Annotated in this window: 9 protein-coding genes and 2 pseudogenes; 4 read left to right on the top strand and 7 right to left on the bottom strand. The window is 60.7% G+C overall.

The genetic code is table 11. From position 1 onward, the window contains the following. The first annotated feature begins 15 nt into the window (after positions 1 to 15). Both ASG79_RS17755 and ASG79_RS17750 read left to right on the top strand, forming a co-directional pair. Positions 16 to 1,191 (top strand): alpha-hydroxy acid oxidase, encoded by a 1,176-nt coding sequence (locus ASG79_RS17755; RefSeq protein WP_056392861.1) that lies wholly within the window; start codon positions 16 to 18, stop codon positions 1,189 to 1,191. A gap of 349 nt (positions 1,192 to 1,540) precedes the next feature. Then, on the top strand, positions 1,541 to 2,071 hold the full coding sequence (locus ASG79_RS17750; protein WP_056392859.1) for a hypothetical protein: 531 nt from the start codon (positions 1,541 to 1,543) through the stop codon (positions 2,069 to 2,071). Positions 2,072 to 2,370: 299 nt separating this feature from the next. Here the strand turns inward: ASG79_RS17750 and ASG79_RS17745 are convergent, their stop codons facing one another. Beyond that, positions 2,371 to 3,759 carry a MinD/ParA family protein gene (locus tag ASG79_RS17745; protein WP_056392858.1) on the bottom strand — a complete coding sequence of 463 codons (1,389 nt, stop codon included), beginning with the start codon at positions 3,757 to 3,759 and terminating at the stop codon, positions 2,371 to 2,373. A 247-nt stretch (positions 3,760 to 4,006) separates the two neighbouring features. Beyond that, entirely contained in the window at positions 4,007 to 4,834 is an 828-nt protein-coding gene (locus ASG79_RS17740; protein ID WP_056392856.1) for an MBL fold metallo-hydrolase, read from the bottom strand. A gap of 449 nt (positions 4,835 to 5,283) precedes the next feature. Here ASG79_RS17740 and ASG79_RS17735 point away from each other — a divergent pair, with 449 nt between their 5' ends. Beyond that, positions 5,284 to 6,705, top strand: coding sequence for a hypothetical protein (locus ASG79_RS17735; RefSeq protein WP_056392854.1), 1,422 nt, complete (start codon positions 5,284 to 5,286; stop codon positions 6,703 to 6,705). Then, complete coding sequence (locus ASG79_RS17730) at positions 6,620 to 7,822, top strand: acyltransferase family protein (protein WP_156400235.1); 1,203 nt, start codon at positions 6,620 to 6,622, stop codon at positions 7,820 to 7,822. Before ASG79_RS17735 ends, ASG79_RS17730 begins: the two co-directional genes overlap by 86 nt. Before the next feature lie 595 nt (positions 7,823 to 8,417). Here ASG79_RS17730 and ASG79_RS17725 read toward each other — a convergent pair. From ASG79_RS17725 to ASG79_RS23185, 5 genes and pseudogenes are all read right to left on the bottom strand, one after another. Further along, positions 8,418 to 8,678 carry a hypothetical protein gene (locus tag ASG79_RS17725; RefSeq protein ID WP_156400234.1) on the bottom strand — a complete coding sequence of 87 codons (261 nt, stop codon included), beginning with the start codon at positions 8,676 to 8,678 and terminating at the stop codon, positions 8,418 to 8,420. A 121-nt stretch (positions 8,679 to 8,799) separates the two neighbouring features. Beyond that, complete coding sequence (locus tag ASG79_RS24490) at positions 8,800 to 9,042, bottom strand: SIS domain-containing protein (RefSeq protein ID WP_162256830.1); 243 nt, start codon at positions 9,040 to 9,042, stop codon at positions 8,800 to 8,802. 18 nt (positions 9,043 to 9,060) lie between these two features. After that, positions 9,061 to 10,739 (bottom strand): annotated as a pseudogene (glmS, locus tag ASG79_RS24485) (glutamine--fructose-6-phosphate transaminase (isomerizing)); the annotation flags it as partial. A 1-nt stretch (position 10,740) separates the two neighbouring features. Next, positions 10,741 to 11,030: pseudogene (locus tag ASG79_RS24185) on the bottom strand (glutamine--fructose-6-phosphate aminotransferase); the annotation flags it as partial. A gap of 575 nt (positions 11,031 to 11,605) precedes the next feature. Next, positions 11,606 to 12,265 (bottom strand): acetyltransferase, encoded by a 660-nt coding sequence (locus tag ASG79_RS23185; RefSeq protein ID WP_235509845.1) that lies wholly within the window; start codon positions 12,263 to 12,265, stop codon positions 11,606 to 11,608. Positions 12,266 to 13,396 lie beyond the last annotated feature (1,131 nt).

Raw genomic sequence — 13,396 nt, 5'->3', positions numbered from 1 at the left:
ATTGGAGCAGGACCCTTGAGAAACAAATGGATTGTCAGCATCGATGATTACCGCAAGGCTTCCCGGAAACAGCTTCCGAAAATGATCTCGGACTATTTGGAGGGCGGCGCGCTGGACGAGACCACCATGCGCGCCAACGAGGACCGGTTCGATGCCCTGATGCTTCGCCAGCGGTCCATGGTGGACCTGCGGGGCCTGAACACGTCCACCACCGTGCTGGGCCATTCCCTGGCGCTGCCGCTGATGGTGGCACCGATGGGCATGCTCACCATCTTCCACCCGGGTTCGGATCCTGCCGTTGCCCGGGCCGCGGTCAGGGCGGGGTCGATTTTCATTCACAGCGCGTGGGCCGGCTGCTCCCTGGAAGAGGTGGCCAAGGTGGCCCCCAACAACCTGTGGGCGCAGATCGCCTTCTGGAAGGATCCGGAGGAAACCGCCAGCTACATCAACCGGGCCCGTGCCGTGGGGGTTGAGACCCTGGTGGTGGCAGGCGACGTCGGGTCTTCCAGCAAGCGGGAACGGGACCTGCACCACGGGCTGTCCATGCCGCCGCGCCCGCCGGTTGCAGACTACTTCAATGCCGCCACCCGGCCGGCCTGGCTGTGGCGCTGGCTCACCGGCCGGAAAATGACCTACGGGAACTACCAGATCAACGGCCGCCCGCTGCGCATGGACGAGATGAACAACTGGATGGCAACCAACAAGAACCCGGGCGCCACCTGGGAGGACTTCGCCAGGCTCCGGTCCGAGTGGAAGGGCAACCTGGTGATCAAGGGCATCATGGACGCCGAGGACGCGGCCCGGGCCGTGGACGAGGGCGCGGACGGCATCTTCGTCTCCAACCACGGCGGCCGGCAGTTCGACTCCCAGCCCGCCACGATCGATGTCCTCCCGTCCATCGCTGACGCTGTGGGCGGACGGGCGGAGATTTATCTCGACGGCGGCATCCGGCGTGGGCACGACATCGTCAAGGCAGTGGCGCTGGGCGCCAAGGCTGCACTGGCCGGGCGGCCGTTCGCCTACGCCCTCGCCACTGGCGGGGAGCCGGCGGTGGACCGGGTGTTCTCGATCCTGCAGGAAGAGCTCAAGGGGGCCATGGGATTCGTGGGCAAATCTTCCGTCGCAAATCTGGACAGCAGCATCTTCGCGGCGCCGGCCCAGCCTGCGCCGGTGGAGAGCGTGCTGGTGTAGTCCCCGCTGCACGGAAAGTGGCCGCCCCGTTCATTCGGCGGCGGGCATCTTACGTGCATAGGCCTTGAACGTACGGGCGCCAGCAGCGTCCCGGTCGACGACCGTTTCTGCGCCAGATCTTCGAAGCTTTGCTCACCCGTGCGTCACGCCACCCACCGCACGGACCTAAGTTCCGCGATCTACGCGTCGATGGGCGCCGGCAGTCTGCAGGCGTTCCTGAACCTGAACGCGGACAGCCCGCAGGCTGCCGGGGACCGTGCGGCCAAGGCAGCCGCAGTCCTGGTCAACCACCCGCAGCTGTTCGCCAAGCTGCCCGCCACCCTGCAGGCGGACGTGACCACGCTGAAGGATGCCGCTCCGCGGACCGGGTGCAGGACGCCTACAAGATCAAGACCACGGCCCTCTCCGGCGGGTACGGCGCCAGATCCAGAAGCGCGCCGAGGCGCTCGAGAAGACAGCCACCGGCCTGGCCGGCCTGCGCCAGGAGCTGCGGACCGCGTTCAGTTCGGACAACCCCGGCGCTGGGCTGCAGCAGGTGGCCGACCAGCTCATCAGCCACCCGCAGGTATTCGCCAAGCTCCCCGCAAATCTTCAGGCTGACCTGACGGCCCTCAAGAACGCCGCCCCGGCAGACCTGGGTGCCCAGGCGAACAAGATCAAGGACACCGCGCTGAACGGCGGGGCGGTGCCAAGTTGCAGAAGATGGCGGAAGCGCTGCATAAGAAGGCTGCCACCCCCAGCACGTAGGGAGCCGGCTCAGGGAAAGTTCGACGGTGGTCCCCGGCTGAGGCCGGGGACCACCGCATCGCCGTCGGATTACCGCGGCGCAGCGGGAATCGTCCCGTCGCCGAAGTGCTTGGACAGCGGCAAAATGCTCTAACTGTACCCTGAAGATCAATGTTCAGATCCTAGGCCGCAGTTTGGGCAACTGCACCCTGTAGCCACACTTCTCCCCTCCACGAACCTCGCCAGCTTCGCGTCCTTGAGTACCGGTCACATAAATCATGACAAATTCCTTGTCAGAGAGAAGGAAGGCCCCGCAGCATTGTGACTAGCGCGGGGCCTTCTGGTCTTCTCCACCCAACTGATGAGTACGTGTGAAGCCGACTTGACCAACAGTAATGCAGTAGAAACGGAGTTCCCAAAATTCGGTAGCGTACCGCCGCATCACAATGATGACTACCGGTACCCGTCCACAATGGCGGCGGCGATCTCCTTGTAGGCCCGCCGCGTCTCTGGCTTCAGCACATCCAGCGTCACCAGGTCTCCGTCGGCAACACCCCGGTCGTGAGGTACCGCGATCAGCTCGCGGCAGATCCCGGCCAGGTGTTCCTCGATGGCGACTTTATCCACGCGGGAGGACACCTCGTCCTTGTCCGTGATCACCACAATGGCGTTGCGGGCCAGATCCTCATAGCCGTGGCTGGCCAGCCAGTGCAGCGTGCTGCGAGCCCGCTTGGCGCCTGACACCGCATAACCGGCAGCAATGACCAGGTTGTCCGCCGACTGGAGAATCCCGCTCATCGCATTGTGGGTCACACCGGTGCCGCAGTCCGTTAGGGCGACCGAGTAATAGCTGGAAATGAGCTTGCGGATCCGAAGGTACTCCGCAGCCGTCAGGGAGTCCGAGACCTCCGGGTCCTGCTCGCCCGCGATAAGGTGCAGCCGGCCGGCGTGGTGCATGTAGCGTGCAAGGGCCGTCAGGGAGTCGACGGACTCGATGTTTTCCAGCAGGTCCGTGATCGTGCGTGGGCTGGACTGTTGGTAGATGCCCTCGCCCAAGGCGCGCTCCACGAGGTCCCCCGAGTCGGGGTTGGCGTCAATGGCGCACGGCGCGTCTCCGCGGTATTCAGCGAGGGTCAGGCCAACACCTACGGTGGTGGAGGTCTTGCCGATACCGCCCTTGAGGCTCAGGATCGCCGTATTGTAGCTGCCCTGGAGCTGGCGTGAGATCCGGCGGGCCAACTCGTCCTCCTGGCGCTGCTTGGGGCCTGGCCCCAGGTTCCAGGCGCCGCCGGTCAGGTTGTAGAGGGCACCGCGGAAACCGCCCTTGGGGCGCGGCTTCTGCTCCTTGACAAACAGGCCGGGCGAACTGATGAAGTCCGGCCTGGGGTTGTCAGCGATTGCGTCGGCCGCTGTGGGCCGGCCACGGCGGAAGGCTGGAGCCTCCGCGGGAACGTTCGACGGCCTCTCGGCAGCTTGGGGGGCGGCCTCACCAGGAGCGGAGGACGACATCTCGGGGGCAGCAGCGGGAACGGACGCGATGGGTCCCGCCGGGGGGTGTGCTGGGACCGGTGCAGCCGGAACACCGGGAGCAGCAGAAGATGGCGCACGGGACGGCTTGTTCGCGTCGGCCGCGGCGGCCGCTTCCGCCCAAGAGGATCGGCGTGTCACCGGCTTGCCGGCGCCGCTGGCACTGGACATTTCAGGGGTTACTGCTGGCATGGTTCCTGTCCAGGCATCCTGCGCTGAGCCGTCGGCACGACGAAGATCGCGGCGTCGGCGCAGCTGCGGCTGCCCTGCATCCTCTGCTTGGGCACCTGCATTCTGATCCGCCGGTTCTGGCATGTCTGTCCCCCCGGACGTTTCGGCAAACGATTCTGCGGCACTGGTTCAATGAGTAAGTCTAGGGGGTCCGGCGGAAGGCCCTGCTCAGTCTTCGCAGGTAGGTGGCGGATGAGCACGGCCGAAACCACGACCGTCGTAGCACGAGGAGAACTGCGAGGAAGGCGTAGGCCGCCCATTAGGGGCGCACCAAGATCTGTCGGAGGATTAAGGACCTGGTTCCCAAGTGCGGCCCGGGCAAGCCCACTTGCTAGGCGTCTTCCTGCACGTTCCGCCGGGTTTCCTGGAGCCGCTTGATGAACCAACGGGACTGCTCCGGGCCATAAGGCAGGACGGGAATGGCCTTCGTGGCATCGCTGGGCGTATCACGGATGGACTGTCGGGCTTGGCGGACAGCGGTGGTCATAGTATCGGCCATTGTTTTCACAAATTGGTCGCTACACGGCTTGCCGTGTCCGGGTATCAGGAACTCATATCTGTGGCGCAGTGCTGAAATGTGCCGGAGAACGTCGGCCCACTCCTCAGGGTAAGAGTCCTCGAAGGACGGATGGGCACCCTGCTCGACAAGATCGCCGACGTAAAGAGTGCTTGGCGTGCCAACCAGAAGGTCCCCGTCTGTGTGGCCTCGGCCGAGGTAGAACAGTGTTGCTGTCACGCCACCAAGGTCGACCAAGACGGGCTGGTCCTTGACGATGGCGTTCGGCACTACTAGCTCGACGTTCTCCCCTTCACCGGCGTACATCTCGGGTTCAAGTGTTCCGACGTGCCGTCGCTGCAGGTCACCGTGCCGGTCAATCTCTGAGGCACAATTCTGGTGGGCCCAAAATTCAGTGACGCCGGCTTCGGCGAAAACGACGTTGCCGAAAAAGTGGTCGAAGTGTGCGTGTGTGTTAGCGACAACCAGCGGCCGGTCAGTCCTTCTCCTAACGGCATTCAAGATCTCGCGTCCCTGACGGGGACCGCATCCGGTGTCAATGATCATGGCGCGCTCGGAGCCAACGATAAGACCCGTATTAAGAAGGGATCCTTCAGTGACAAGCACGTAGTTGTCTGCGCCGACTTCGAGCCATTCGGACATTATTCTTCATACCTCCGGCAAAGAGCAGCTTGCGTTCGTCTTTGGTGAACGATTCTACTCACGGTTATGCCGATTACCGGCAAGCCTCAAAGCCAAGGTGCGGTCTCCGCTTCCGTCGCTCGCGCTACGCCCAGCTCACAGATGAATGCCGGCACGGGCATCCCACGAGTGGGATGCCCGTGCGAACTCCGCTCCGTAAACACCTTCGGCGCGGAATAAGCAGTTAGCTGCAACTGAACCTCCGGACCGTTCGCTCAGGATTAGTCGCCCGTCCTTGGTCTCCGCCGTCGCTCCTTCATTCGTGGGAGCAGGTGGCGGATGCCAACACTGGCGGCAGTATTATCCGGCTGCCCCTTCTCCTCAGCCTGCACTGGACTGACAGGCACATTTCAGCGCCGATCGCACGGGTTGTATGCCCGGCAAACCGTGCCGTCGAATAGAATCGAGCAATGATTAGTGGGGGGCGCGGCGAGCGCGGCATCTTCGGCGAAACAGCGGCGCGACGAATCGCAGTACTATCGTTCGCGTTTTTGCTGTTCCTACCTGTGTCGCAGGGGACTGTTCTGATCATTGTGCAGGCTGTCTGTGCCGCCGTGGCGCTAATCACGTCGCTACTCACCAAAAGGGTGCTGTCGGCGCACGCCGCCGCCGCCTTCGCGTTAACGATGCTGATCGGACTATACGGACTGTTCCTGGGTGCCGCAAACCCCGGCTTCTGGAACGCTGGGATGATTTTCATTGTCACACCGGCCCTGTTTTTTCTGTATATCTCCGTCCTGGGCGGAAGGGTGATAAAGGACCTCGTCCATACGTGTGCCATCATGACTGTTGCCGTGGGGGCCTTTATCCTCGCCTATGTCGGAACCCAGACTGGACTCTTACCCGCCAGCATCTTTCCCTCCTGGTTCCTTGAGCTTGTCGGGGCAGGCTATGGAGAAAAAGGAGATGCATCTTCAGTTAGGTTCTACGGACTCTCCACTTTGGCCGCAGCAACACCAATGTGGGTCGCTTCCCTGTTCGTGGGACGGGACCAGTACCTTCCAACTCTAAAACTCCGAATTATGGCAGCAAGTTTCGGTATCGGTGGAGCAATGGTCGGCGGACGTCGGGCAATCGTACTCGGGCTGCTCCTCGTGCCCCTACTCCTGTGGGGGCTGGGGCGTCTAGTCAAATGGCGGGGCCGGACACGGCCAAGGACGTATCCTCCCGCTCTTGTTATTGGGGGACTGATTGGGTTGGCAGCAATCGCCCCCTCCCTGCCCGCCATCATCGCGCATCCGGCAATTACAAACGTTTTTGATTCCGTCAGTTACTACTTCAGCGGAACGGCGCAGACGGTAGCCGATGACGAAGCGATTCGAGCTGACCAGATCGACGGCCTCCTAGACTACTGGTCCACAAGCCCGATATTTGGCCACGGACTTGGTGCTGTTGTCCCTGGGCTAGTGCGCAGTGACCGGCAACCATGGCAGTTTGAGACCCAGTACCCTGCACTTCTGATGCAGGTTGGACTCGTAGGTGCGATTCTTCTTGTGGGTCTCGCTGTGACTGTAACGCAAGCGGCCATAAAGGCTGTGGCCTCCCGTCCGAGCATGCGCCCCACTCTCGTCGTCACACTCGTGGGGGGCGTCGCTATGTTGATCGCGAACGCAACGAACCCCTATTTGCAAGCACCTGCACACCACTGGGCGATATTTCTCCCGCTCGCCGTCATTAACTACATGATTCGAGAACCACAATCTCCCGTGGATATGGATGGCGGCCAAGCACCTTTAGACTGTGGCCATGCAGAAACCGCAAACGCGCAGCTCAGCCACGCCCGTCGCGATGTTGCCGAGCCGAACTTCTCCTGGCCGCATAAGATCACTTGATGGGCTCCGCGGGGTAGCCGCGCTTTCCGTCCTTCTGCACCATTCCATGCTTTTAGTCCCGACTCTCGCCGGGCCCTACTACGGCCAAGGCCCCGCCGTTCGCTGGACAGCCGAATGGTGGCTCAGCCATACCCCCCTGCACGCGCTATGGGAGGGAAAGGCAGCCGTTTATGTTTTTTTCATTTTGAGCGGTCTCGTGCTAGCCCAGATGGTAACTAAGGGAGACCGCTTCGACTGGAGAGCCTACTACCCGCAAAGATTAGCGCGCCTCTACCTCCCGGTGTGGGCAGCTGTCCTGTTCACCGTCGCAACATTTTGGGTCGTTCCCAGGACCGGGGCTCCGTCCAGCGCCTGGTTAGATGAACGGCCAGAGGCAATAACTGTCATGGCTTTCCTCAAAGATATGACGCTGCTGCTTGGTAATGGTGGGCTGGCAAGCCCCTTGTGGTCCTTACGGTTTGAAATACTCTTCTCCCTGACACTGCCTCTCTACATGTGGGCCTCCCGTTTCGCGCCTAAGCTGACGTACGTCAAGGTAGTTGTCTGCCTCGTAATCATTACCCTCGGGGGTTACCTCAACAACACGACGTTGCTCTATGTACCGATGTTCCTAATAGGCACCTTGTTTGCCACGGAATCAGAGCGCTTGCGTAGTATGGCGAACAACATTGGGGGGCACAAGTTCGGCTGGCCCGTTACAGCAGGGGTGGCTACGCTGCTCATGGCTTCGAACGGCATAGTGGGCGGCTTCGGGGTGGCCCCAGGCCTTCAGGGAGCGATGTCCGGGCTGACAACTATCGGGGCGAGCCTCCTGGTGCTCGCCGCGACACACTGGGCGGCCGCCAGAGATCTTTTGGAGCGTAGGACGGTTCAGTGGCTCGGCACAGTGTCGTTCAGCCTCTACCTTGTCCATGAGCCCATCGTTGTAGCCTTCGGTTTCCTTTTCGGTTCCAACCTAGCAATTCTTGCCATCGTTGTAGCTGTGGTGACATCCTTGATGGTCGCCCAACTCTTCCAAATCTTTATCGAGAAGCCAAGCCATAAGTTCTCGAAACGACTTGGAGCAAGCCTGTCCAGCAAAAGGCGATCCTCTACTCGAGAACATGGAATCGGCTAGAGCAGTGGCAGCACCTGCCACTGGTGTAGACGTAGGGACAGCGCTTAGCCGCTCCGCATATCACTAACCAGCGCCGCAGTATTGAAAGCTTAAGTTCTCGATTATGCCAACACTCGGGGCATATTTGGGCGGCTGCTTCCTTGACGTTCAAGATATTCACGCCCGCATCATAGACGCCTTCTTCAAAGAAATGCTTGTCAAGTCCGCGCCGATGCGGCGTCCGGGCCGGTTCGACTCCTCTCCTTGCCGAGGCACGCCAACCTGACCGCAGCTATGCTAAATATTTGATCTGCAATGTAAAACGGCGGTAAGGGATTCTGACAGCGTTCCCAGTCCTCTCCTATATCGACGTCATGTCCACTACTTGGGGATTCCATTGCAGAGAAACACGGGCATCTGTGCCTGCACATTGATTCGTGGGGCAAACGATGGCTTCGATTTTGTAGCGACAATAGATAGTGCTGTAAGAGCCTCGTTCCCAGCTGCAACCTGATTTGCGCCACAGAAAATGCTCACAGCTACCAAATCGCAAATTTGGACGCCGCTCTACCGATAGGAGCGCCTACGCACGATCTACTTTTGACTGGCTTGCCCGTCAAGCCGCCATGTCGTTCAGCTGCGCCCAGACCAGCTGCATCGTTCCGGTTGCTTCCCGGCGAACAGCAATCGTAATGATCCGGGAGGAGGTCCACCTTTCCACCAACACATCATCCGCCGAGCGGGTGACGAAGACATCGTCAGCAATCCAGACAACACCATTCCTGATCCCAAAAAGCCCAATATCTCCTCTTCGGCTACCTTCCGAGACGGGCCTTTTGTGAGGACCTGTACCACTCCTGCCGACAATGTCCTTCATGCAAAAGAACATAGAGGGGAGCTCATTCAATGGCACGAGTACCGAGTACTCGAAAACGAAGAACCGGACCACTCATGCCCCTCATTTACGGAGCGGAGGGTCAATCAAGCCAGGACCATATCTATTCGACGGTGACGCTCTTTGCGAGGTTGCGGGGCTGGTCCACGTCGTAGCCCTTGGCTGCCGCGAGTTCCGCGGCGAAGATCTGCAGCGGGACGGTGGTCAGCAGGGGCATGAGCAGGGTGGGGGTTTCGGGGACGTAGAAGACGTACTCGGCGTAGGCCTTGACGGCTTCGTCGCCTTCCTCGGCGATGACCAGGGTGCGGGCGCCGCGGGCGCGGACTTCCTGGATGTTGGAGACCACCTTGGCGTGCAGCGAGTNGCGAGGTTGCGGGGCTGGTCCACGTCGTAGCCCTTGGCTGCCGCGAGTTCCGCGGCGAAGATCTGCAGCGGGACGGTGGTCAGCAGGGGCATGAGCAGGGTGGGGGTTTCGGGGACGTAGAAGACGTACTCGGCGTAGTCCTTGACGGCTTCGTCGCCTTCCTCGGCGATGACCAGGGTGCGGGCGCCGCGGGCGCGGACTTCCTGGATGTTGGAGACCACCTTGGCGTGCAGCGAGTCGCGGCCGCGCGGGGACGGGACCACCACGAACACCGGCTGGCCTTCATCGATCAGGGCGATGGGGCCGTGCTTGAGCTCACCGGCCGCGAAGCCCTCCGCGTGGATGTACGCGATTTCCTTGAGCTTCAGCGCGCCCTCGAGGGCCACCGGGTAGCCCACGTGGCGGCCCAGGAACAGCACGGACTTCTCCTGCGCCATGCTGCGGGCCAGTTCGCGCAGCGGCCCGGCGTTGTCCAGGATGGTCTGGATCTTCGCGGGGATCTTGTTCAGGTCCGCGAGGACGTCCTTGATCTGGCCGGAGAAGATGTTKCCGCGCAGCTGGGCGAGGTACAGGCCCAGCAGGTASGCGGCGGTGATCTGCGCCAGGAACGCCTTGGTGGACGCCACCGCGATTTCCGGGCCGGCGTGCGTGTACAGCACGGCGTCGGATTCGCGCGGGATGGTGGAGCCGTTGGTGTTGCAGATGGAGATGGTCTTGGCGCCCTGTTCGCGGGCGTACCGGACTGCCATCAGCGTGTCCATGGTCTCGCCGGACTGGCTGATGGAGACCACCAGGGTGTTCTGGTCCAGGATCGGGTCCCGGTAGCGGAACTCGTGYGCCAGCTCCACTTCCGTGGGGATCCGGCACCAGTTCTCGATGGCGTACTTGGCCACCATGCCCGCGTARGCSGCGGTGCCGCAGGCCAGCACGATGATCTTGTTGACCTGCTTCAGCAGTTCCGGATCAATCCGCAGCTCGTCCAGGGTCAGCTTGCCCTTGATGTCCGAACGTCCCAGCAGGGTCTGCGCCACGGCGTCGGGCTGGTCGTGGATTTCCTTCTCCATGAAGGAGGAGAAGCCGCCCTTTTCCGCGGAGGCCGGGTCCCAGTCCACGTGGTATTCCTTGCCCTSGGCCGGGTTGCCGTAGAAATCGGTGATCTCCACCGTGTCCGCGGYGATGGTCACGATCTGGTCCTGGCCCAGCTCCACCGCGCGGCGGGTGTAGTCGATGAACCCGGACACGTCCGAGCCCAGGAAGTTCTCCCCCTCGCCCAGGCCCACCACCAGCGGTGAGTTGCGGCGGGCGGCCACGACGACRTCGGGCTGGTCCGCGTGCACGGCCAGCAGGGTGAAGGCGCCCTCCAGGCGCTGGCAGGCCAGCTCCATGGCGCGGGTCAGGCCACCGTTCGCGGTGTCCCCGCCCAGCTTGTTCCGGAGGATGTCGGCCAGCAGCGCGGCAGCGACCTCGGTGTCCGTCTCGGACAGGAACGTGACGCCCTTTTCAAGCAGCTCGAGCTTGAGCTCGGCGAAGTTTTCGATGATGCCRTTGTGGATCACGGCCAGCTTGCCGCCGTCAGCCAGGTGCGGGTGCGCGTTGCGGTCCGTCGGGCCGCCGTGCGTGGCCCAGCGGGTGTGTCCGATCCCGGTCACCGTCTCAGGCAACGGGCGGGCCTCCAGCTCNTGCGGGTGCGCGTTGCGGTCCGTCGGGCCGCCGTGCGTGGCCCAGCGGGTGTGTCCGATCCCGGTCACCGTCTCAGGCAACGGGCGGGCCTCCAGCTCRGCAATCAGGTTGCTCAGCTTCCCGGACTTCTTCCGCGACTCAATGGCGCCCTCGGACACCACTGCCACGCCGGCAGAGTCATAACCGCGGTACTCCAGACGCCGCAGCCCCTCAAGGACAACATCCAGGGCACTGTGACCATTAACTGCACCGTCCACCGAACGGCCTACGTAACCCACGATTCCACACATAAGGGCCCTTCATAATCATCGGCAACTGCCCCGGAGGCGCCCCCTGATCTTCTAAATCAGGAGCGCAATGCCCGAGCTAGGTCGGAGAACAAATCTGTATTATCAAACGAGCGCGTACCGATTTCGACCATCTGGCAAGACTCGCACCGTCCAACATACTGGTGAGCGCAGTCCAAGGGTGCTTCACCTTCCCCTAAAGGCAGCATAACTTTCACATTCCCTTTTATATCATCTACCCGGCAGGGCGCCCGCGCCTTCCTGAGGCGGGGTTTATGCCTTCCAGTCCTTTTGATCAAATTTTGAAGCAGTGCCAGTTCGGGTCGAAACGGATTATGCCTTCGGCTGGCACCCGGCACTGCTGTGTAGGTCGAGTCCGATCAGCAATGCGGGACGGACCACAGGAACGAAATTAGTTGAGTGACTTATGCAGTCACCGCCCACGGAATTGCTCACTTCACAACGGAGAGAAATTTACCGACATTCTAATGGAGTCTGGAGAATTTCGGCGTTTCCACGAGTAGCACAAAGGCCATTTGGGCCTCGGTTCTGCGAGGCAGCGTGAATAAACAGCACCTTCAACGGGCAGGAACGCCTTTTACCACCTTGTCCGCTTCAACGTCCCGGGTTACAACGCCTCCAGCCCCGACTGTCGATCCAGTGCCCACGGTCAATCCTTGGAGTACAACAGCGCCAGCGCCAATAAGGCAGGACTCTCGAATCCTAACCTCGCCGGAGATGATGGCCCCCGGGTTTATAGAGGAAAAATTCTCCAGTGCAGCGTCATGCCCGATGATGACCCCAGGGTTTATATGAACATAATCCCCAATAGCGACATTTGTAGAAATTTTCACTCCGGCGCATATCACTGCTCCTCGCCCGAGTCTTACTCTGGACCCTATTACGGCACTGGGATGGATGGCACTCAAAGGCTCATGTCCTGCCGACTCAAGAGTGGAGCAAATCCGCCTCCGGATTTCAGGTGCTCCAATGGCAACAACATAAAGGGCTTCTCTTTTGCATCCAAGCCACTCCTGAAGACTGCCAAGATGCATGTAGCCCCTGTCCGCCAAACGTGAAAGTGAAGAAGAACTCGGATTGTCATCAATCACCCCAAGGACCTTTAGCTTGGAATCAAGTTCCTGAATATTCATGGCCTCAAGGACGTCCAAGGCTTCGCGACCAAAGCCGCCCGCGCCAACTACAACCACTTCTTTATACAAACTCAAATCCTTCACTTGCGAGCATGAAGATACTTGCCCAAACATTAATCCGCAGGGCCAAACATAAGAGACGCTTCATTCTAAAAAATCACCAATGCATGGCGCACAACGATGCGGCGGATCTGACCGACGACGGAAGGGATTCTTTGCTGCTTCGAGATTCCCAGGCATAAGAAGAATCAAAATCTGCTGCGACGACTATACGTACGCCCTCTTGAACCCGGGACTACCAGCTGTGCAGGCAACTTGCTATTGGCCGCTTCCGGCGACCCGGATCCGTGAAACCTTATAGGCGAGGCAAGAGCCATCCATATCAGGGAACTAATTGCCGCCGACCCAGCAAAACCCCAGATTGCTCCTTCTAACCCTAAGCTGAAATACCCTACAATCGGCATTGCAATAACGAGCAACGTCTGCGAGATGCGCCCTCGCATGATGGTCGCTTTGGGCGAACTTGTTCGGCACACAATATAGTACAAAGTCCCCAGGAAGCTCGCCGCGGAAAAGAGACCCGCAGGTGCTGCAAAGGCTGTCATTTCAGACAACGTCCCTAACCCGAACGGAAGGGCGGGGACAACCCACTCGAGGGCGAAGTAACAGGCCAAGGCAATGAATACCGTGATAACACCGACAAGCCCCATGACAAGGCCGCTGAAAAAGAACCGCTGAGGTCTTCGCCCCACCGCGGGCCGAAGGGGGTCCAGTAATAAACGTACCGGCATTGCCGCATTAGCGATCCCACGATAGAGCCCAAAATTGGCTGGACCCATGAATCCCACGAGTAGGAATGGTGCGCCGATTGCGCCGGCATCCATCAACACTGAGTCGAACAGAAGCGGGACAATATCCTGCTTGTGGGTCTTCCACCAACGGCAGGGGCCTCTCCCCCGACGCAGCAGAGGCAAGCCCAAACCAACAGCACCAGCCATGGCAGAAACCCCCCAAGCAATCGACAGCGACCAAATGTCATCCCGGCGAGGAAGCAACACGAAGACACTGACGAATGCGGATATACCGAGAAGGTCGGACAGGATGACACGCCGGACCACTCCCTGAGCCATCCAGTAATACCTGGCACCGTTCCGATATATACCAAATAAAACTGCGAGTGAGAGCCAACTTGCCACGGGAGCAAGCTCCGGGACA

It is taken from the genome of Arthrobacter sp. Soil761 (assembly GCF_001428325.1).
In the GTDB taxonomy this organism is placed as follows: Bacteria; Actinomycetota; Actinomycetes; order Actinomycetales; family Micrococcaceae; genus Arthrobacter.
The sequence above is the reverse complement of the archived record's forward strand: the minus strand, read 5'-3'. Positions and strand labels throughout refer to the sequence as shown.